General features: G+C 51.2%; 17 protein-coding genes. 4 read left to right on the plus strand and 13 right to left on the minus strand.

Features of this window, described 5'->3' with window-relative positions:
• Positions 1–151: 151 nt before the first annotated feature.
• The 7 genes from ACO0LI_RS01640 to ACO0LI_RS01670 all read right to left on the minus strand — a co-directional run bounded on the left by ACO0LI_RS01640 (position 152) and on the right by ACO0LI_RS01670 (position 8,930).
• Positions 152–928 carry an enoyl-CoA hydratase gene (locus ACO0LI_RS01640; protein ID WP_423030328.1) on the minus strand — a complete coding sequence of 259 codons (777 nt, stop codon included), beginning with the start codon at positions 926–928 and terminating at the stop codon, positions 152–154.
• A 29-nt stretch (positions 929–957) separates the two neighbouring features.
• Complete coding sequence (locus tag ACO0LI_RS01645; protein WP_422949635.1) at positions 958–1,830, minus strand: alpha/beta fold hydrolase; 873 nt, start codon at positions 1,828–1,830, stop codon at positions 958–960.
• Between the two features lie 83 nt (positions 1,831–1,913).
• A complete protein-coding gene (locus tag ACO0LI_RS01650; protein ID WP_422979244.1) occupies positions 1,914–3,110 on the minus strand; it encodes an acetyl-CoA C-acyltransferase in 1,197 nt (398 codons plus the stop codon).
• Between the two features lie 180 nt (positions 3,111–3,290).
• Entirely contained in the window at positions 3,291–5,690 is a 2,400-nt protein-coding gene (locus tag ACO0LI_RS01655; protein ID WP_423030330.1) for a 3-hydroxyacyl-CoA dehydrogenase/enoyl-CoA hydratase family protein, read from the minus strand.
• Between the two features lie 57 nt (positions 5,691–5,747).
• Entirely contained in the window at positions 5,748–7,538 is a 1,791-nt protein-coding gene (locus ACO0LI_RS01660) for an acyl-CoA dehydrogenase C-terminal domain-containing protein (RefSeq protein WP_423030332.1), read from the minus strand.
• Positions 7,539–7,604: 66 nt separating this feature from the next.
• Positions 7,605–8,207 (minus strand): TetR/AcrR family transcriptional regulator, encoded by a 603-nt coding sequence (locus ACO0LI_RS01665; protein ID WP_110255560.1) that lies wholly within the window; start codon positions 8,205–8,207, stop codon positions 7,605–7,607.
• 339 nt (positions 8,208–8,546) lie between these two features.
• The gene (locus ACO0LI_RS01670; protein WP_423030334.1) at positions 8,547–8,930 is read right to left on the minus strand and encodes an RNA-binding S4 domain-containing protein; all 384 of its coding nucleotides are present in this window, start codon (positions 8,928–8,930) and stop codon (positions 8,547–8,549) included.
• Between the two features lie 274 nt (positions 8,931–9,204).
• Here ACO0LI_RS01670 and ACO0LI_RS01675 point away from each other — a divergent pair, with 274 nt between their 5' ends.
• The 4 genes from ACO0LI_RS01675 to ACO0LI_RS01690 all read left to right on the plus strand — a co-directional run bounded on the left by ACO0LI_RS01675 (position 9,205) and on the right by ACO0LI_RS01690 (position 11,965).
• Positions 9,205–9,843 carry a TetR/AcrR family transcriptional regulator gene (locus ACO0LI_RS01675; protein ID WP_423030336.1) on the plus strand — a complete coding sequence of 213 codons (639 nt, stop codon included), beginning with the start codon at positions 9,205–9,207 and terminating at the stop codon, positions 9,841–9,843.
• 50 nt (positions 9,844–9,893) lie between these two features.
• Complete coding sequence (locus ACO0LI_RS01680; RefSeq protein WP_423030338.1) at positions 9,894–10,334, plus strand: AAA family ATPase; 441 nt, start codon at positions 9,894–9,896, stop codon at positions 10,332–10,334.
• A complete protein-coding gene (locus tag ACO0LI_RS01685) occupies positions 10,331–11,098 on the plus strand; it encodes a tRNA(His) guanylyltransferase Thg1 family protein (RefSeq protein ID WP_423030340.1) in 768 nt (255 codons plus the stop codon). The genes ACO0LI_RS01680 and ACO0LI_RS01685 overlap by 4 nt, the downstream gene beginning before the upstream one ends.
• A 135-nt stretch (positions 11,099–11,233) precedes the next feature.
• The gene (locus ACO0LI_RS01690) at positions 11,234–11,965 is read left to right on the plus strand and encodes a hypothetical protein (protein WP_423030342.1); all 732 of its coding nucleotides are present in this window, start codon (positions 11,234–11,236) and stop codon (positions 11,963–11,965) included.
• Positions 11,966–12,019: 54 nt separating this feature from the next.
• Here the strand turns inward: ACO0LI_RS01690 and ACO0LI_RS01695 are convergent, their stop codons facing one another.
• From ACO0LI_RS01695 to ACO0LI_RS01720, 6 genes are all read right to left on the minus strand, one after another.
• Positions 12,020–13,390: a hypothetical protein gene (locus tag ACO0LI_RS01695; RefSeq protein WP_423030344.1), complete on the minus strand. Its 1,371-nt coding sequence runs from the start codon at positions 13,388–13,390 to the stop codon at positions 12,020–12,022.
• Positions 13,387–15,096 carry an Hsp70 family protein gene (locus ACO0LI_RS01700; protein WP_422949644.1) on the minus strand — a complete coding sequence of 570 codons (1,710 nt, stop codon included), beginning with the start codon at positions 15,094–15,096 and terminating at the stop codon, positions 13,387–13,389. The genes ACO0LI_RS01695 and ACO0LI_RS01700 overlap by 4 nt, the downstream gene beginning before the upstream one ends.
• A gap of 46 nt (positions 15,097–15,142) precedes the next feature.
• Positions 15,143–16,828, minus strand: a complete 1,686-nt coding sequence (locus ACO0LI_RS01705; RefSeq protein WP_423030346.1) for a hypothetical protein — start codon at positions 16,826–16,828, stop codon at positions 15,143–15,145.
• A gap of 297 nt (positions 16,829–17,125) precedes the next feature.
• The gene (locus tag ACO0LI_RS01710; RefSeq protein WP_423030348.1) at positions 17,126–17,782 is read right to left on the minus strand and encodes a DUF429 domain-containing protein; all 657 of its coding nucleotides are present in this window, start codon (positions 17,780–17,782) and stop codon (positions 17,126–17,128) included.
• Between the two features lie 145 nt (positions 17,783–17,927).
• A complete protein-coding gene (locus ACO0LI_RS01715; RefSeq protein WP_423030350.1) occupies positions 17,928–19,091 on the minus strand; it encodes a phospholipase D-like domain-containing protein in 1,164 nt (387 codons plus the stop codon).
• Complete coding sequence (locus tag ACO0LI_RS01720) at positions 19,088–19,903, minus strand: endonuclease/exonuclease/phosphatase family protein (protein ID WP_423030351.1); 816 nt, start codon at positions 19,901–19,903, stop codon at positions 19,088–19,090. The genes ACO0LI_RS01715 and ACO0LI_RS01720 overlap by 4 nt, the downstream gene beginning before the upstream one ends.
• Between the last annotated feature and the right edge of the window lie 12 nt (positions 19,904–19,915).

Here is a 19,915-nt window from a genome sequence, read left to right on the forward strand (position 1 = left end):
CGCTATCGCACTTATATAACAATTTTTTGAGGCAAAACTTGAGCCAGGTCGGCTTACTAGCCGACCTTCGTCGCTACGTCATCTCAACTCAGGTTTCAGTCAATCCCGGTTCTAAAACAAGAATTAGTTCGCCCGGCGCTCAACGGCAAGCTTAATTAAACTGGCTGAAATCAGGTTTCCGCTTTTGAAAGAAGGCCGTGAATGCCTCTTTCGCTTCTGGTGCATTCAGCATGGCTGAGAAGTACTTGTTTTCTTCTGTCATCTTGGCACTGATGGCTGCAGGTTGGTTGCCTTTCATCAGGCGCTTGGTGGCGCGTATGGATGCAGCTGGCAGGGCCACCAGTTTCGCAGCCTGTTGCTGGGCGTAAGGCAGCAGAGCTTCCAGTGGCAAGACTTTATTGACGAAGCCGATTTCAAATGCTTCAGCGGCGGTGAAGGCTTCACCCAGCATGAGTTTTTCTGCGGCGCGTTGGTAGCCGACGATTTGCTGGAATATCATGCTGGAGGCAAATTCGGGGCAGAGGCCAAGCTGGGTGAAGGGCATGGAGAGTTTGGCATTTTCTGCCAGGTAAATCATGTCGCAATGCATGAGCAGCGTGGTGCCTATGCCGACTGCGGCACCGGAGACGGCGGCAATCACAGGTTTGCCAGACTCATTCAGGGCTTGCATGAATTGATAGACGGGTGGTACAGCGCCTGGCTCGGCCAGGCTGCGGGCATTTTTCATGAAGTCTTCAAGATCATTACCGGCGGTAAAAATTTCTGGCTTGCCGGTGATGAGGATGGCGCGTACTGTCACATCTGTTTCTGCATCGCGCAGTGCATCTGCCATGGCCTGATACATGGCCTGGGTGATGGCGTTTTTCTTTTCTGGACGATTGAAGTTGATCGTCAAAATACCATTTTCTTTGTGGGTCAGGATATCCATTATTGTTGTCTCTTAATGTCAGGTATTGATCAGGTGGATTGTGGTGCAGTAGTCAGCCATTGTAAGGCTTGCTGCCAAAGTGTATTGCGGAACTGTGGGCGGAAAAAGCCAAAATGTCCTATGCGTCTTGCATCGACGTCTTTAGGATTGATATAACGGCGTTCAACCTTAGCATTGCTGTAGTAATCATGCATGCTGTCTATGCTGCGGCGGCTCATCATTTCATCGTCGGTAAAGCTCATGCAGAGTATGGGCTTGTGGATTTTATGGTGGCCGGTTTGCATGGGGCTGCCATCTTTCTCCACGAAATATTCTGGGCTACGACACCAGCGTGACCATTGATAAATCACACCTTTGGGCAGGTCACCGACCTTGCGCATTTTTTTACCAGGGAAGTAACCCCAGATGCGGGTATATAAAGGCACGAGGAAATACCACATGAGCCAGACAAAGCGTTTCAGTTGAGGTGAGTTATCGCGCCAGTAGCCGCTGCCGCAACCTACGGTCAGCATGCCGTCAATGAGATGGTTGTCAGGTACCAGGCCAGGCAGTTGTCCGCCGAGCGAGTGGCCGACGATGAGCAGGGGTACATCCGGTTGCCATTCCTTGGCAGTTTTCAGGGCGGCATTGTAGTCACGCTCTGCCCAGACCAGGATGTCGGCATCGAAGCCGCGTAATGAATTTCGGTATTGCTCGGGTATCGATTCACCCATGCCGCGGTAATCAAAACTCAGTACGGCAATACCATTCTCTGCCAAAAATTCGGCAAAGGGTTCGTAGAAATTTTGCTTCACGCCCATGGCCGCTGGCATGACGACGACTGATTTTATTGTGCTTGCGGGTGTGAATTTTTTTGCTGTCAGCGCCGTGCCGTCAGCAGTGATAATTTGTACCGTCTCCATCATGACTCCTTCAAACTCAGCTCATTAAAAAAAACCGCGCAGAAAATACAGTCTGCGCGGTTTTTTTTGTTCAGGCAAGCAGCTTACATGCGTTCAAAAATACCTGCTGCGCCCATACCTGTACCTACGCACATGGTGACCATGCCGTATTTGAGGTTGTTGCGATGCAGGGCATGGATAGTCGTTGCAGAACGGATCGCGCCAGTTGCACCCAGTGGGTGGCCCAGGGCAATCGCGCCGCCCATAGGGTTGACCTTGGATGGGTCCAGACCCAGGTCTTGTACCACGGCCAGGGATTGTGCAGCAAAGGCTTCATTCAATTCAAACCAGTCGATCTGGTCTTGTGTGATGCCAGCGGCACGGCATGCTGCCGGGATGGCTTCTTTAGGACCGATACCCATGATTTCTGGTGGCACGCCGCGTACTGCAAATGAGGCGAAACGTGCCAGTGGTGTCAGGTTGAATTCTTTCAGAATTTTTTCGCTGACCAGGATCAGGGCACCAGCGCCGTCGGAAGTTTGCGAGCTGTTACCTGCAGTGACGCTGCCTTTGGCGGCGAATACAGGTTTCAGTTTTGCCAAGCCTTCGATGGAAGTATCTGGACGTGCGCCTTCATCACGGCTGACGGTGCGGGTTTTCAGTTCGATTTCGCCAGTTGCCAGGTTAGGCACGCGGTCGATGATGTCGACAGAAGTTGTCTCAGCATCAAAGTAGCCAGCGTTTTGCGCAGCGATAGCACGTTGGTGCGATTGCAGGGCAAATGCATCTTGCGCTTCACGGGATACTTTCCATTGCTGGGCCACTTTTTCTGCTGTCAGACCCATGCCGTAGGCCATGCCTACGTTTTCGTCTTTCAGGATATCCATGTTCATGGATGGATTATTACCCATCATAGGGACCATGGACATGGATTCGACACCACCGGCGATCATCACATCAGCCTGGCCGACGCGGATGCGGTCTGCTGCCATGGCAACGGCAGTAATACCGGATGCGCAATAACGGTTGATGGTGACGCCACCGATAGTGTTAGGCAAACCTGCCAGCAAGATACCCATGCGTGCCAGGTTCAGGCCTTGCGGGCCCTCAGGGAAAGAGCAACCGATGATTGCGTCTTCAGCCAGCTTGGGATCAAGATTGGGTACCTGTGCAAAAGCAGATTGCAGTACGCGCACCAGCAAGTCATCAGGGCGGGTGTTACGGAACATGCCACGACCAGATTTACCGATCGGGGTACGGGTAGCAGAGACGATGTAGGCGTCTTGGAGTTGTTTAGTCATTTTTGATTACCTCAATTCGTTAAGGTCAGCTCAGGCTTACTCTTCAAAAACCTCTCACCACAGAGACACAGAGACACAGAGGAAAAACGGAGAAATTCAAAACAACAGGGTGATCTCTGTGCCATCTCTGTGTCTCCGTGTCTCTGTGTCCAAAGGTTTTTGGTCTGTAAGCTTTTCTATTTAGTTACGGACTGGCTTGCCAGTTTGCATCATGCCCATAATGCGCTCTTGTGTTTTTGGATGATTCAGCAATTCCATAAACGCCTTGCGCTCCATGTCGAGCAACCATTGTTCGCTGACCAGGCTGCCATTATCGATGTCGCCACCGCAAACCACTTCAGCAATCATTTTGCCCAGTTTGAAATCATGTGCAGAGATGAAGCCGCCATCACGCATATTGATCAGTTGTGCAGCTATCGTGGCGATGCCATGACGACCAGTAACTGGTACCAGTTTGCGCATAGGTGCGCGGTAACCAGCATCAAACATGGCGCGAGCTTCTACCTTGGCAACGTGCAGCAATTCGTAAGGGTTGAAGACGATGACATCATCTGCAGACAAATAGCCCATCTTCTGTGCTTCCAGCGCCGATTTGGAAACGGCGGCTGTGGCTGCATTGGTGAAGTAGTTTTTCAGGAATTGCAGCAAATCCGTGCCTTTGGCATCCGCCGCTGCACGTACCGCTGCTTCTTTCAAACCACCACCGCCAGGAACCAGACCTACGCCCACTTCAACCAGACCAATATAAGACTCTATGGATGCCACGCGTTTGGCTGTGTGCATCATCAATTCGCAACCACCACCGAGTGCCAGGCCAGATACGGCAGCAACCACAGGGATATTCGCGTATTTCAAAGCCTGATGCGCATTTTGCAGGCGGGAGATCGCTGGCTCGATTGCTTTCACACCACCGGACATGAACAAAGGCAGCATGGCTTGCAAGTCAGCACCGGCAGAGAAGGCACCGCCGTCAGCCGCGTCTGCGCTCCAGATGACCAGACCCTTGAAATTTTTCTCAGCTTCGGCGATGGCTTTTTCCATACCTTCGATAACGCCCGGGCCAATCACGTGCATCTTGGTTTTCAGTGACAGGACCAGTACGTCGTCATTCTGATGCCAGATACGGACGGATTCATCCTCAAAGAAAGTCGTGCCGGCAGTTGCGCCAGTTGCCACGCCTGAGCCCAGTACTGGCGCACGGAAGGCTTGACGGTCATACACAGCCAGTGTGGAACGTGGCACGAATTTGCCACTTGCTGGTGACCAGGAGCCTTCGGCTGTGTGGACGCCCGCATTTTCTGCAACCTGACCATCAAATACCCAGGCTGGCAGCGGTGCATTGCACAGTGCCTTGCCAGCATCGATATCTTCCTTGACCCAGCCAGCCACTTCTTGCCAGCCAGATGCCTGCCATGTTTCGAACGGGCCTACATTCCAGCCAAAGCCCCAGCGCATCGCGAAGTCGATGTCGCGTGCATTGTCCGCTATCGTTGCGCCATGCACAGCGATGTAATGGAAGGCATCACGGAAAATCGCCCACAGGAACTGCGCCTGTACATTGGTCGATTCACGCAGGGTCTTCATTTTCTTGACCGGATCTTTTTCTTTCAGCATGCGGGCGACAACGTCGTCAGCCTTGGCGCCGCCAGTCACATATTGTGCCGTAGCGAAGTCCAGACGCTGGATATCCTTGCCAACTTTTTTGTAGAAACCGGCACCGGATTTTTGTCCTAAAGCACCTGCAGCGACCAGTTTGGCCAGCACTTCAGGTGTTTTGTAGACAGCGAAGAAAGGATCATCAGACAGATTGTCTTGCATGGTCTTGATGACATGGCCCATGGTATCGAGACCAACCACGTCAGCAGTACGGAAAGTACCGGAAGAAGCACGACCCAGTTTTTTGCCTGTCAGGTCATCGACGACATCGACAGTCAGACCAAATTTTTCTGCTTCATAAATCGTTGCCAGCATGCCGAAGATACCGACACGGTTGGCGATGAAGTTAGGTGTATCTTTGGCGCGGACAACGCCTTTACCCAGTGTCGTTGTCAGGAAGCCTTCGAGCTGGTCGATGATTTCTGGACGGGTAGCAACAGTAGGGATCAGTTCCACCAGGTGCATATAGCGCGGTGGGTTGAAGAAATGTACGCCACAGAAACGGGCTTTCAGTTCTGCATCAAAGCCGTCAGACAAGGCAGTGATGGACAGGCCGGAAGTATTGGATGCGAAGATAGCATTTGGTGCAATATGCGGTGAAACCTTCTTGTACAGGTCATGCTTCCAGTCCATGCGTTCTGCAATGGCTTCAATGATCAGGTCGCAACCTGCCAGCACGTCGAGGTTGTCTTCGTAGTTGGCGACTTCAATCAGGGCTGCGTCATCCTTGTTGCCCAGTGGCGCAGGATTTAACTTTTTCAGGTTCTCGATAGCGCGCAGGACGATGCCGTTCTTAGGGCCTTCCTTGGCTGGCAGATCAAACAGGACTACAGGCACTTTTGCATTGATGCAGTGGGCGGCGATTTGCGCACCCATCACGCCAGCGCCCAGAACGGCGACTTTTTTTACGATGAAATTGGTCATTTTTAACCTCAAGAGTTTCGCGCCAGCCCATCCACATGGGATGGCGCGAATGTTTGATTAGAACAAGTCAGCTTCGAGTGACAACAGGTTGGCAGAGCCAGAACGTGCCTGACGGATCAGCATCGCTGTTTCCGGGTACAGACGGGCAAAATAGAAACGTGCTGTTGCCAGTTTGGAGACATAGAACTTGTCGCCAGAATCTTGTTTTTCAAGAGCGATTTTTGCCATTTGTGCAAAGAAATAGCTGTACACCAGATGACCGACTACACGAAGGTAAGGTACGGCAGCAGCGCCGACTTCATCCGGATTCTGGAAGGCTTTCATGCCGATTTCCATGGTCAGCTTGGTGACTTTATCGCCCAGCTCAGCCAGCGGTGTGATGAATTCTGCCAGTGCTTCGTTGGTGCCATTGGCTTCAACAAAAGCCTGTACCTTGGCACCGAACTTGCGCAGTTTTGCACCATTGTCCATGAGGATTTTACGACCCAGCAAATCCAGCGACTGGATCGTGTTAGTGCCTTCATAAATCATGTTGATGCGGGCATCGCGTACATATTGCTCCATGCCCCATTCAGCGATAAAGCCATGGCCGCCGTAGACTTGCAGACATTCAGAAGTCGCTGTCCATGCATTGTCAGTGATGAAGGCTTTAATGACTGGTGTCAGCAAGGCGACTTCGTCAGCGCAATCCTTACGCACTTGTTCGTCAGGATGGTTGAATTCTTTATCCAGTTGCAGAGCAACATAAGAACAGAATGCACGTGCACCTTCAGCATAGGCTTTTGCTGTCAACAGCATGCGGCGTACGTCAGCATGAACGATGATAGGGTCAGCTGGTTTGTCCGGTGCTTTAGGGCCAGACAGGCTGCGCATCTGGATACGGTCTTTAGCGTAGACCAGGGCATTTTGATAAGCCACTTCTGTCAAGCCCAGGCCTTGCATGCCGACGCCCAGACGTGCAGCATTCATGAACACGAACATCGCATTCAAACCTTTGTTCGGGCCGCCGATGAGCCAGCCAGTTGCACCGTCCAGGTTCATCTGGCAAGTGGAATTGCCGTGGATGCCCATTTTTTCTTCGATCGCACCGCAGAAAATAGGATTGCGGTCACCAATGCTGCCATCTGCATTCGACAGGAATTTAGGAACGATGAAGAGGGAAATACCTTTCGAGCCTTCTGGTGCACCTGGCAGACGTGCCAGTACCAGATGGATGATGTTTTCAGCCATATCATGTTCACCGGCAGAGATGAAAATCTTTGCGCCTGTGATTTTGTAGCTGCCGTCAGCCTGTGGTTCTGCTTTGGAACGCAGCATGCCCAGGTCAGTACCGCAATGTGGCTCAGTCAGGCACATGGTGCCAGTCCAGTCGCCAGAGATCAGTTTGGGCAGGTACAGGGATTTTTGTTCTGGTGTGCCATGCTCATGGATACATTCATAGGCACCATGAGACAAACCTGGGTACATGGACCAGGCCTGGTTCGATGAATTCAACATTTCATAGAAAGAATTGTTGACCACCAGTGGCAAGCCCTGGCCGCCGAATTCCGGGTCGCAAGACAATGCAGGCCAGCCAGCTTCCACATATTGCTTGTAGGCTTCTTTAAAGCCTTTTGGTGTCGTGACAGTGTGGTTGGTCTTGTCGTGGTGACAGCCTTCGCGGTCACCGGAGTGGTTCAACGGGAACAATACATTGGCAGTGAACTTGCCGCCTTCTTCCAAAATCTGGTTGATGATGTCGCCATCAACATCAGCGTGCTTGGGCAGCTGTTTCAATTCTTCTTCTACATTCAACAGCTCATGCAACACGAACTGCATATCACGCAATGGAGCGATATATTGACCCATGATTTTCTCCTGACGGCAAAGTTAAAACGGTAAATGTGGATACTAAATTTTTGCGGCGGTAACTAATCAGGCTGTGACCTGCACCGGCGCGTAATACTCGATCATTCGTTCAAATCCGATCTCGGCACGGCCTACACTGCCCGGCTTGCGCAAGAAACGCGCATCATGGTGCAGGGCTAATATCAGGCCATACATTTCATACACAATCTGTTCAGGTTCGACATCATCACGCAAGTGGCCCAGTTGTATCGCCTGTGCTGCGGCGCGGTGCAAGGCACCCTGCCACGCGTGGACCATACCAACCAGTTCATCCCTGATAGGCCCTGCCCTGTCATCGTATTCGGCCGCACCGCTGATATAGATACAACCAGATGCAATCTCTACCGTGACGCGCTTGACCCATAAGGCAAACATGGACTGCAAACGCGGCAGGCCACGTTCTTCTTTCATGCTTGGATAAAACACCTCTTGTTCGAAATGATGGTGGTACAGCTTCAGCACTTCGATCTGTAAATCTTCACGCGAACCGAAATGGGCGAACACGCCAGACTTGCTCATGTTCATCTTGTCGGCCAGCAAACCTATGGTCAGCCCCTCGATACCATCACGGCTGGCAGCGTCCAGGGCTACATCCAGAATGGCGGCGCGGGTCAGTTCCCCCTTGCGCATGAATTTTGATGTCATATTCATATTACATTGATTGTGTTGAAAAGATTCATGTCTGCCCGTTGTGACCATTAAGTGAAGCAAAAAGTGATGCAAACAAATGAATTTATCGAACGCTCGTACTATTATGCACAGCGCATGAAAAGTCAAACCAGATTCCGTCTTTAGAGGAGAGTATCTATTATAAGGACCTAAGCAAAACCGCCCCAGCTGCGTTGCAGCGTCTCGCCGTACTAAACTGTGCCTTGCTGGGACAATTTTGCGTAAGTCCTGATTGTTTTGCCTCCTGCCATCACACTTTTTGTTTTCTGCCTAATCCAAGCCCGTCCAACCAATCCCGACCTAATCTTGATTATGGGTCTGGTCCAGTTGTCGCCTGTCACGCTTGGTGGGTCTGCTTGCCATGGTTGCGGTTGGTTCACGGAAATACTTCCTGTCTTCTGCCACTTTGGCGCGTTTTGCAGCGCTCTCTGCGGTTTCTTCATACATGGTCTGGGCGATGGTGGATGAGCCACGGGTTTCCAGTATGCGCAAGACTCTGACTTGCCATACCTGCTCGGCCTGTTGTACCTCGATCAGGTCACCGACTTTGACATTATGCGCAGGTTTGACGCGCTGCTCGTTTTGCAGGGCGCGGCCCAGCTCTATGGCATTGGTTGCCAGGCTGCGGGTTTTAAAGAATCTGGCTGCCCATAGCCATTTGTCGATACGGGTGGTTTCACTCATGAAGGATGTCGCTTTTCTTTATGGGATGTCCGGGCCGATTACCAAGCAGTATGGCCCTAAAAAATACGTTCATTCTATTTTGATGCAATGTATGGCAGCTGTCAGGCAAATACAAGGCATTTTTGCCCAATGTTTGTGCATACAACACAGCGCGTCATTTAGTTGAGCTATGTTGCAGTGCGCATAGACAATAAACTGAACGACCGTACAATTCGGCAAAGTTTGTATTAATTTATTTACATTCGCATGCTTGCCAATTTGGTCGGATCAGCTCATGAGCTCTGTTGAAGAACTAAGTGGAAAAAAGCGCGCAATTCTCATTGCCGCAGAGAAATGCTTTGCTGCCCAAAGTTATGAAGGTGTATCGATACGCGACATTGCCCACGAGGCTGGCGTACCCATCGCCCTGATCGGTTATTATTTTGGCGCAAAGAATGAGTTGTATCACGCCATCTACGAACACCACAGCGGCTATATCGCCGAACGCCTGAACGGCCTGCGCCATGCACGCACCCATAGTGCGCCCGGCACTACGCTCGAAGCCATCATCGCAGCCTTTGTGCTGCCAGTATTAAAACTCAATGAGAAAGCCGAAGGCGCAAACTTTTCGCGCATGGTCATGCGTGGCGTCATCGACCAGCACGAAGCTAGCGACCGCATCACGCGAGAATTCTACGACCCCATGGCACGCGAATTCATCGCCGCCCTGCACGATGCCCTGCCCCATGCCAATGCTGAGAGTGTTTACTGGAGTTATCAGTTCGCTCTCGGTGCCCTGTTGCACCATGTTGTTGATACCCGCATAGAACGCCTGTCTGATGGCTTGTGCCCGGCCCGGCAAGCTGACCTGGCGGCACCTTATCTGCTGCGCTTTATCACTGATGGCATCAAGGCAGCCACGCGTGTGGGCTGAAGCACTGGCCTGTGTCACAATGCAGGCCAAATAGACTCGCATGCACACAAATGGAAGCCATCATATTCATAGGATTACAGGCCAGTGGTAAATCCTCCTTTTACAAAGAACATTTCTTCAACAGCCACCTGCGTATCAGCAATGATTTGCTGAAAACTAAAAACCGCCAGCAACGTCTGCTGGATTTTTGTTTTGACACCAGCATGCCCTTTGTCGTCGATAACACCAATCCAACAAAAGAAATTCGGGCTAGCTATCTGGAACAGATCAAGGCCAGGCAATGGCCAGTGACTGCGTATTACTTCAAGACTGATCTCGATAGAGCGCTGGCATGGAATAGCCAGCGACAAGGCAAGGACCTCGTTCCCAAGGTAGGAATACTGGATACCCATAGAAAACTGGAAATCCCTGATTATGATGAGGGCTTTGATCGCTTGTATTACGTCGATTTTATAGATGGCAAATTGACTGCCACTGATTGGAAAAAATGAAGTTTGATGAACTGGAAAAACTCATGCGCGGCTATGAAACTGCGCATGATGATTACGTCCCCACCGGAACGTATATGATTGCCCGCATTGATGGCCGGGGCTTTACCCGCCTGACCAAAGAAACCTGTGCATTTGAAGCGCCGTTTGACATCAGGTTTCGTGACCTGATGTTGGAAACCTGCAAGCATCTGATGAATTGTGGCTTCAAGGTCATTTACGCCTATAACCAGAGCGATGAGATTTCCTTATTGTTTGACCTGCATATCAATGCCTTTGGCCGCAAATTAAGAAAATACAATTCCCTGCTGGCAGGCGAAGCATCTGCTAAATTCAGTCTCATGCTGGGCCAGGTCGCCGCCTTTGATTGCCGGATCTGCCAGTTACCAACACAAAATCTGGTCGTCGATTATTTTCGCTGGCGCAATGAAGATGCCAACAGAAATGCCCTGAACGCGCATTGCTACTGGCAGCTCAGAAAAGAGGGAAAGTCACAAAATGAAACCACCAGCTACATAGAAGGCAAGTCATTGGCCGACAAAGCAGCTTTACTGCAAAGCAGGGATATCAATTTCAGCACTCTGCCGCTATGGCAAAAACGCGGCACTGGCCTGTACATGGTCGAAGAAGAAAAAATTGGCTTTAATCCAAAAGAAAACAGAGAAGTTGTCAGTACAAGAAAAGTCTTGAAGACAGACTATGAATTGCCACAAGGGGATGCATATAGTGAATTCTTGTGGCAATTATTAAAAAGCGATGCCGACTGATCACTACGATAGCAGCGCACAGCGCATCCCCTTTCAGGCATTCGTGCTGCCCCCCCTGTTTGCACCGCTTACCTGGTTGCTTGCGGCTGTGGCGACAAATCTTTATGGCCGGGGGCTGAGTCTGGGGCATTTGCCATGCAGTTCCTGTTCATGCTGTTCTTGCTGTTGGGTTCCTATGCATTGTGCACACCTTTGCTGCATATCTGGGCGGGGCTGGTGCGCAAGCCACAAAAAAGCAAATACGCAGGATTTATAGTTGCCGCAATCGCTGCTCTGATACTAGGCATGCTGTATGCACAGCCCTGGTTTCAGGATGCTCGGCATTCAACGCAAAACTTCGTATATCTGGTATTCATGCTGCTCACCAGCCTGGGCATGTTTGTGAGCCTGAAAAACCTGTTCTCGCCCGCAGATAGTAACAACTACCCCGTCGGTCTCGCATGGATAAGCAGGCAGCCCAGCGCCTGGGGTTTATTTTCACTATTCAAAGGTATTTTAGCCCTGCTCATCATTTGTCCGGCAAGTTATTTGAATTCACTGCCGCCCCTGAGTTTTAATTTCTCCAGTTTGTTTAACTTTTTATATAAACAGGGAAATTTTGCCGAAGAAGCATTTGCAGCATCTGTCTTTGACATCAATCCAGGACATTTTCTGGACTGGTGTTTTTACAGCGCTATCATACTGTCTGTAGCAGCGATGGCATCCGCGCTGCAGGCAAAAATACGCGGAGAGGATTCCTTGTATCGTGCAACCGGGAGTATCTGTGGTGTGCTTGCTTTGGCTGTTTTTGACCCCAAGCTGGGCTTTATCGCAGGCCTTGCTTACAGCCTGGCTTCATATAGTTTGGCATTAACAAAGAGGGAATAGAAATTTATTCAAGCACAGCCATCTCCTTTCCCAGCTCATATCTTGAAACCAGTCTCAAAGACCAAGAAAATCAAGCAGCTTGTCCAAGGTGTCGGAAAAGAGCCCGGTCATGATGCAGGTCAGTAAATACATGCCAACTATGGACCTGAGTACATATTTCTGCAGCCGAGCCGGGGTCCATTTTTCCTCTGCTTTTTGAGGCGTTTTTTTTGCGACTTTCTTTTGCGGTGGCTTTTTTGAATTCTGGTCCGGCTGCAAGGTAAGACGCATATCTACATAGTTCTGCCACCAACTGACAGACTCACGATTAACTTCATATTGCAAGGCATCTTTCTTGTCTGAACCTAACTCCCGTAACAATTTGTGCATAGCCAGGAGCTGTTCATGAATTTCTGCAAAGACCTTGAACTTTTCTTCGTTTGGAATAGCCATCAATAATTGAAAAGCGGCTGCTGTCGGTGTGCCATAGGGCAGGCTCTCCATGTCACGACGCCACTCGCGCGCATTAGCACGCCTGACCAGGTTGATGACTGCTGCCGAATGCTGGCGGCGCTTGGGCAATAAGTTTTTCCAGTCATAATACGCAGTCAAAAATTTGACCAATGGGTAGCGCTCGTCGAAGGATTCATTGATCACCTGCACAAAAGCCTGTTCCAGCCTGACCTTGAAATCCAGATTTCCCCAGGCTGGCTGCTCCAGTAATTGCCTGAGCTTTGCTTCTTGCTGACGGGCATCAGTCCTCAGCAATATGTTACAAACTTGCAGGGCCGCAGTTGCTGCGTCAGGTGGGCGATTACCAGTGGCAGCATTGCTGCTGCCTTGCCCGGGCATTTCAGAATCTGACTGCGCAATATTTTTAAGATTTGCCTTGTTCGAGAAATAAGCAATTTGAGGACGTGGGCCCGGTTTCCATTTTTGTCTCAGTTGCTGTTCCAGGGTATTGTCAGATTCCAGATTTAAATCCAGATTGACGGACCAGTCCAAAGGCTGATCCAGCACATGTCCAGGAAAACCGCCAGGTATCTCTGTCTTTTGCTGAGTTTGTTCAACAGCTTGAGGCACAGGGCGCGGCCCTGGCGGTACCGTTTGGGTTTGGGGCTGAGTTTGACCACCCCAGGATAAAATTTGTGCATCCAGGTCCGTCGTACTGGGCAGGGATGGGTCTTCCTCCGGCCTGGTGTCTGGCTGGAGTATCGCTGCCATGTCCAGCTCAGGCAGATCTGGCTGCTCTTCAGTGAAATTGGGGCCCGGCGCCTTGTCAGTATCGTTTGCTGTGGAAAGCGCCAATTCATAGGCCTGCCGCAAGGCCTTGAAACCTTCAGGATCATCTTCAGGGTTGACCTGCTTCAGACGCGCGGCATAGGCGAGTTTGATTTGCCGCTTGTCATCTGTGGCGGCAATACCAAGGTGGACGAAGGGATTCATAACAAGGGCGCGCCCTCAAATCGGGTCAGCACTTCCGTGAACGCCTCATTGGCCTTGGCGATTTCCCTTGGGTTTTGTCGTGCCAGTATTTGCTCATACTGGCTGAGGCGTGCAGCAACCCATTCACGGCGGTTACCAAGATTTTGTTCATACAGCCGTTTCAGGCGTTCCAGCATGGCCTGATTTTCAAGTTGATCACGCGGATGTATTTTTAATGCACGCATCGCCACCAGGCTGCGTTCAAGCTGCTCTGCCGACATCGCGCCGGGATTTTGTTCTATGACCAGGTTTTGCTTTGCCCCTGTGGCTTTAATGGTAGCTTCCACTTCCAGCAAGCCATTGATGTCATAGGTGAAACGAATGTCTACACTGCGGTCCGTATTCGGCGTAAAAGGCATGGGAAGAGTGAAGGCTCCCAGCGCGATATTGTCTTTGGTTTCGCGACTTTCACCCTGGTAGACCCTGATATCGATCTGTTCCTGCTTGTCACTGATGGGTTGAAATTCCTTGGAGCGGCTGACTGGTACCACCGTGTTACGTTCAATCAAAGGACTGAACAAACCCGTGCGATACTCGCCGTCACCGTACTCTTCTGATACGGCGATACCGAGCGAATAAGGGCAGACATCCGTCATGACAACTTCATTGAGTGCCTCATCCCTGGCTTTCAGGCCAGCCTGGACGGCAGCGCCGATGACGATGGCCTCATCGGGATTGATATCACGGCTGGGGAAGCGGCCAAACAAACGGGTCAACAGACGATGGACGATAGTCATGCGGGTAGAGCCGCCTACCATTACAACGCGGTCAAGCTCATTCGGCCTGATATTGGAATCACGCAGTGCGCGCTCTATAGGCTGGCTCAGGCGTTGCAGCAAGTCTGCGCACAGTTTCTCATAGGCAGTGAGACTGACCTCCCAGAGCAGCTCAGATTCATTGTGACGGTAAGAAAAGGTGGCATGATCGCCACCTGACAGGGCGCGCTTGACCCGTTCTGCTTCTGTGCGCAAATGGGTACGCTGGGCGGCGCTCAAATCGGTCTCAATAATACCGGCAGTCTTGCCGGTATTTTCAATGAAGCCCTTGACCAGCACCCCGGTAAAATCTTCGCCACCAAGGAAATTGTCACCTGCAGTTGCACGGACTTCCATGATGCCTGCAAACAATTCCAGAATGGACACATCAAAGGTGCCGCCACCAAGATCAAACACCAGGAATTGTGATTCTTTAGGCGCTAAGTGCAGACCATAGGCCAGTGCGGCAGCCGTTGGTTCGTTCAACAAACGTTCTACCTTCAGGCCTGCCAATTCACCGGCAATGCGGGTGGCCTTGCGCTGGGTGTCGTTAAAATAGGCTGGTACGGTAATGACGGCTTCAGTCACTTTTTCACCAAGAAAAGCCTCGGCATCGGCAACCAGTGACTTCAGCACCAGCGCAGATAACTCTTCTGGCCGGTAGTTTTTACCCGCAAGCCGCATGCTCTTTTCCGTACCCATGTAGCGTTTGAAAAGAGCTGCAGAACGGTCAGGATTGGTCAGCAAGCGGTCACGTGCAGGCAAGCCTACCAGCACTTCGCCATTGTCGTTGATACTGACACAGGAGGGTGTCAGCACATGACCCAGCGCGTTGGCAATCAATTGCGCCTGACCATCTTTCCAGACAGCGATCAAGCTATTGGTTGTACCCAGATCTATGCCGACTATCATTTCAAAAGCCTTTATTATAAATTCCGACTAAAATTGTTTTGTACCACTAGTGGACTGGCCAGCCATAGGCCGCACATTGACGGGCAATCGCAGGTGTCCAGAATTTGCTTGGTAAGAACAAGGCCACACCTGGAAATGCATCATGTATCAACACCGGCAAATAATTGGAGATCAGGCGATTAACCGGCAAATGCTTGCGTATCAACAAAATTGCGGAAGTACACACATCGTCACTCGATATTCTATAGGGCAGCTCTGCGCCTAGCGTCATCGGTATTTCGTCTGTCATGAAGTCCGCCATGAAACCCAGGCGCGCATCAAACGGCCTGCATCCTTTGTAGGAGTTCAGTTTTTTGGCGATAACTTCAAGCTGAGGCGGTGTCAGCAAACCCTGGGGATCAAAAACGATTTGCGCGAAGCGATCTACATTCTCATCTGTATAGGCTTGATTATGTGCCTGTACTATGCAAGCCCAGACTACCCTTCCTCCGCGATAAAGGGAGAAGTAAGTCTGAAACCACAGATTGAAATACTTGTCCTTGAACCAGTCAATTCTCTTGGTCGTCAGATAATCACGCTGATGCATGGGCCAGTTGTCTATCAATTGCTGTACGGCGGGCATTTCATCATTGATGCTGGCAGCCCGCTGCGTAAAGGCAGCCTTTCCCCATTGCTTGAAAGCAGAACGCAGTTGTTGCGAGGTTTCTTTAGCAAACAGCCGTCGTAATATAGCCTGTAAAGGGAAGAAAGGCATCCCCATCTCGCCACCTGCTGCATTGAAGACCGCAACCAAAGACCTGGCCGGGCTGGCAGTGATGCTTTTTTTCTCAGGAAAACGCTGCCCGAATTGCACAATGCTGTACCAGTCAACATGGCAGCCGGCTGCTTTGGCGATGACCTTGCTACAATAAAATGCAACACAATACAAAAAATTCATATTCGCAGTGCGGGCTGTGAACTCATCTTCAGTCATGCTCAGGCTGTTTTGCAATTCGCCCAGCAGATAATCTACCCTTAACAGGCTGGGCAAGGAAAAATCTAGCTTTAGCTGATACAAGGCTCTTTGAAAGCAAATGCCATCATCAAACGGGTAACGTGCAATCAGTGCATCGAGGTAGCGTGAGCCTATTTCATTGCTATTCCAGCCAGGTTCAGACAAGGATAAAAATGAAGGGCAGCGTGCCGCAATGACTGGCGACTCTGACTCATAGCTGGCTTGCGAAGGCTTGAGCTTGCGATCATATTCCATAGGTTTGCGCCAATGGGTAGCACAACGACTGGACAACAAAGCGGTAAACTCAGGCAGTATTTCATCAAGCATGGGGAAGATTGCCTCGGGATAGCGATACACTTGCACCATGCCGGCAAGCAGACCCGGGCCTTGTTCTGAGCGTGAATATGGCAAGGCCAGTACCAGACCATGCAAAACCTCAGGCACAACGGAAAATTCGATCAACAGGGTAAGAGCGCAGGCAGAATCGGGCATGAACGTTGCGCGGCTCTCAGCCATCAGCTTGACGACAGTGCCCGCCATATTGGTTTGCAACCACACCTGTTTTCTTTGCTCGAAATCATCTGCACTGCTATCCAGTTTTTCTTCCCAGCGCCTGCCACTTTCATGCAATTCATAAAGCGTCGGTGGCCAATCACTTTTAGGCAACACCTGAAATGCCGCTGCGGCGACATCTGCTGCCATGGCAATGGCAGTGCGCAGGGGCGATGTGAGCAGCATGAGACGGTATCCTAAAACTGGTATGAATAATGATGATTGCCTGATGTTACCTGTTTGCAACTTTCCCTCTTGAACTCATCTGATCTGGCCTGATTATCCCTGACGAAAATGCCTAAGAAAAAAGTTCTTAGTGCAAAATAGAAAACCCCATAGTTTAACATCCTGTATATGATCAGGAGTGAATTCTGCGCGCCAGACAATTAAATTCAGAGCTAAAAGCGGGACAGCACTACGAGCCAAAAATTGGTAATGAAAATCTGCTATCCAAAGCTGGGGGGCAAGATAAGACCGAAAATTTCAAGAACCCACTATCCAGCCTTCAAGCGGATCAAATTCCGGCAAGTCAAAATTCTGGCCGCGTCTGTCATAAGCCCAGGCGGCCAATACCATGCATAGCACGGCATCCAGCAAATCGGCGCTACCGTCGCTCAATAATGCATCGCCAAAATTACCTGCATGAAGTTTGATTTTCCATGGTGTAGAGCCAGCTTTCAGCGCCTGCAGGATTTGCTCGCGGGCCTGCCTGCGCTCTGGTGTTTGCTTGCTCTTGTCATCGCTTTTATACGAAGCTTTGGTGATACTGCGTGCCACCATGCCGGGATAAGCTTCGAGGGCGATGCGTTGTGGGTCGCCTTCATACATGCCGGGGATGCTGACACGGGCATCCAGCAAGCGCGGGGCACCTGCGTGCAGCATGTAGGCTACCGGGGGATTCACCCATTTCATCGAAGGCGAAGAACCAGCGGGGATGTCGGTTGCTCTGTGGGCGAATTTATTACCGACGGCACGGGCATCACAAAATGCCTTGAATTGCAGGCGTAGTTCTGCGCGCGTTTGTGTTTGCAGATGGCGCATCAAATCTGGCCAATTAGCTGGCCAGTGCAAATGTTCCACCAGTTCGCGCGGCAGCGAAAATGGCAAGTCGAAACCCGCCAGCCAGGGGCCGTCCTGCATGAGCCAGTTATCAAAAGCAGTGAAGTCACTCAGTGTTTGCAGGGACTCCAGGTACAGTACAGCACATCGCCTTGCATCTGGCCGCTGGCAATCGTGATGCCTTTGCGGCGCGATGGTGCCGAAGTGAAATCCACGCCGTGCAATTTCATCCGTAATGCCCGAAGGTGACGACGCGCATGAGGCCGCGGTAAATCAGATAAGCAGCGCCATACCAGGCGCGCTTGTACCAGGCTTTCTTGTGCACGTCTTCGGCAAAGATTTCTGTGCCATCGGCAATGCCCAGCTCCAGCTCATGCGCGAGGCTGGCGGCAAAGGTTTTGTCGCGGATGACTATATTCGCTTCATGGTTGACGAACAGGCTTAGGCCGTCAAAATTACTGGAGCCTACCGTCGCCCAGTCTTCATCAATAACGGCGACTTTGGCGTGCAGTTGCGTCTTGCCATATTCGACGATGCGCACGCCCGCTGTCAGCAATTTGGGGTAAAAAGATTGAGATACTGCGTCCTGCAAGGCAAACTGACCGACGCCTAGCAGGAGCACAACATCGACGCCACGGGTAGCAGCAGAAACCAGGGCACGGCGGAATTTTCTGCCAGGGGCAAAGTAAGGCGTCACTAGGATAGCACGTGACCTTGCCATGCCCAGTGCCTGCAGGTAAGCGCGTTGTATGGTGGCGCGGTTACGTAAGTTGTCGCGTACCACCAGCGCCGCCGAAGTGACCTGCTTGCCGGCGGTCTTGGCATCGGCATGCAAATGTTTCATCAGCGCGAAGCGGGTACGCAAACCTAGTTTGCCCAGTTTGCGCCATTGTGATTCGACTTCCAGATGGATGTTAGCGACGAGGGGGCCAGTGACGGTAACAGCAAAGTCCCAGCGTGGAAAAGGTAAAGCCAGGCCAGAACCATCGTCAGCAATACAGTCGTCAATGATATTCAAACCACCGACGATGGCGACTTGTCTGTCAACCACGCAGATTTTTCTATGGGTACGTGCCAGACCGCGCTTGAACCATGGGTTAAAGCAGCGACAAGCTACGCCCTGCTCATTAAAATGCCTTGTCAAATCAATCGCATGACTTCTGTCACTGCCTATCCAGTCTATGACCACCCTGACCTGCACGCCACGCGCTGCTGCCTGCACCAGTGCCGCCTGCACAGACTGCGCAGTCTGGTCAGCCGCAAAGATATAGGACTCCAGATACACTTCATGCTGTGCCTGGTCGATGGATGCAATCAAGGCGGGAAAAAACTGGGCGCCGCTGCGCAAAAGCTCTACATCATTGCCTTCAATGAAATGCAGTTTGCTCATGGGCTTTTTGTTGTGTCCAGTAATTCAAGGCTGACGGTGATCGGTACATGATCGGACAAAGTAGTCCAGGGCGCGCCTTTCATGACACGCGCATCATCCACCTTGAAGCCTCGCAAATACACACGGTCCAGGCATAACCAGGGCAAGCCGGCAGGAAATGTGCGGGCATGGCCACTAGTATCCTTGTTCAATATTTTACGCATGCCCTTGAGCGAAAACCGTGATGCTGGTCCTTGTGCCTCGACATCAAAGGCTTCGATGACAGCCAGTTCCTGGTACAGGGTCTGGCTCAGGCGCTGGCTCCAGTCATTGAAGTCACCGGCAATCACCAGCGGTGCATCGGCAGGTAAATCTTGTTTGATGGTTTTTATCAATGCCTGTATCTGGCGACGGCGGCTACCTGCAAACAAGCCCAGATGAATGACGAAGCAATGTACCTGGACTTTATCTATCTGCACGATGGCATGCAGGATGCCACGCTGTTCATAGGCATGGTCTGATACGTCATGATTGGTGAAAGAAGCAATCGGATAGCGGCTCAGCAAGGCATTGCCGTGGTGACCGTGTTCATACACTGCATTCATGCCATACACTGCCTGATGGGATTGTCCGGCCAGGAAATCATGCTGGCTCTCTTGCGGCCACAGTGTGTGGTTTTCTGCATGCAGGTCATGTTGACCCTGTACTTCCTGTAAAAATACCAGGTCGGCGTCGAGCAAATCTATCGCTTCCTTGATGCCATGGATGCGGGCCTTGCGGCCAAATGCACTGACGCCCTTGTGGATATTGTAGGTGGCAATGCGAAGCTTCATGGTGATTCCCTT

Origin of the sequence: Undibacterium sp. Tian12W, from assembly GCF_049339405.1 — a bacterium.
Taxonomy (GTDB): domain Bacteria; phylum Pseudomonadota; class Gammaproteobacteria; order Burkholderiales; family Burkholderiaceae_D; genus Undibacterium.

Bases quoted from the DNA above. Each gene is read 5' to 3' on its own strand.
- ACO0LI_RS01670 (WP_423030334.1), bottom strand. From the start codon at position 8,930: ATGAGTGAAACCACCCGTATCGACAAATGGCTATGGGCAGCCAGATTC.
- ACO0LI_RS01650 (WP_422979244.1), bottom strand. From the start codon at position 3,110: ATGACTAAACAACTCCAAGACGCCTACATCGTCTCTGCTACCCGTACC.
- ACO0LI_RS01720 (WP_423030351.1), bottom strand. From the start codon at position 19,903: ATGAAGCTTCGCATTGCCACCTACAATATCCACAAGGGCGTCAGTGCA.
- ACO0LI_RS01675 (WP_423030336.1), top strand. From the start codon at position 9,205: ATGAGCTCTGTTGAAGAACTAAGTGGAAAAAAGCGCGCAATTCTCATT.
- ACO0LI_RS01700 (WP_422949644.1), bottom strand. From the start codon at position 15,096: ATGATAGTCGGCATAGATCTGGGTACAACCAATAGCTTGATCGCTGTC.
- ACO0LI_RS01665 (WP_110255560.1), bottom strand. From the start codon at position 8,207: ATGCGCAAGGGGGAACTGACCCGCGCCGCCATTCTGGATGTAGCCCTG.
- ACO0LI_RS01660 (WP_423030332.1), bottom strand. From the start codon at position 7,538: ATGGGTCAATATATCGCTCCATTGCGTGATATGCAGTTCGTGTTGCAT.
- ACO0LI_RS01705 (WP_423030346.1), bottom strand. From the start codon at position 16,828: ATGCTGCTCACATCGCCCCTGCGCACTGCCATTGCCATGGCAGCAGAT.
- ACO0LI_RS01690 (WP_423030342.1), top strand. From the start codon at position 11,234: ATGCAGTTCCTGTTCATGCTGTTCTTGCTGTTGGGTTCCTATGCATTG.
- ACO0LI_RS01695 (WP_423030344.1), bottom strand. From the start codon at position 13,390: ATGAATCCCTTCGTCCACCTTGGTATTGCCGCCACAGATGACAAGCGG.
- ACO0LI_RS01685 (WP_423030340.1), top strand. From the start codon at position 10,331: ATGAAGTTTGATGAACTGGAAAAACTCATGCGCGGCTATGAAACTGCG.
- ACO0LI_RS01710 (WP_423030348.1), bottom strand. From the start codon at position 17,782: ATGCAGGACGGCCCCTGGCTGGCGGGTTTCGACTTGCCATTTTCGCTG.
- ACO0LI_RS01645 (WP_422949635.1), bottom strand. From the start codon at position 1,830: ATGGAGACGGTACAAATTATCACTGCTGACGGCACGGCGCTGACAGCA.
- ACO0LI_RS01640 (WP_423030328.1), bottom strand. From the start codon at position 928: ATGGATATCCTGACCCACAAAGAAAATGGTATTTTGACGATCAACTTC.
- ACO0LI_RS01655 (WP_423030330.1), bottom strand. From the start codon at position 5,690: ATGACCAATTTCATCGTAAAAAAAGTCGCCGTTCTGGGCGCTGGCGTG.
- ACO0LI_RS01680 (WP_423030338.1), top strand. From the start codon at position 9,894: ATGGAAGCCATCATATTCATAGGATTACAGGCCAGTGGTAAATCCTCC.
- ACO0LI_RS01715 (WP_423030350.1), bottom strand. From the start codon at position 19,091: ATGAGCAAACTGCATTTCATTGAAGGCAATGATGTAGAGCTTTTGCGC.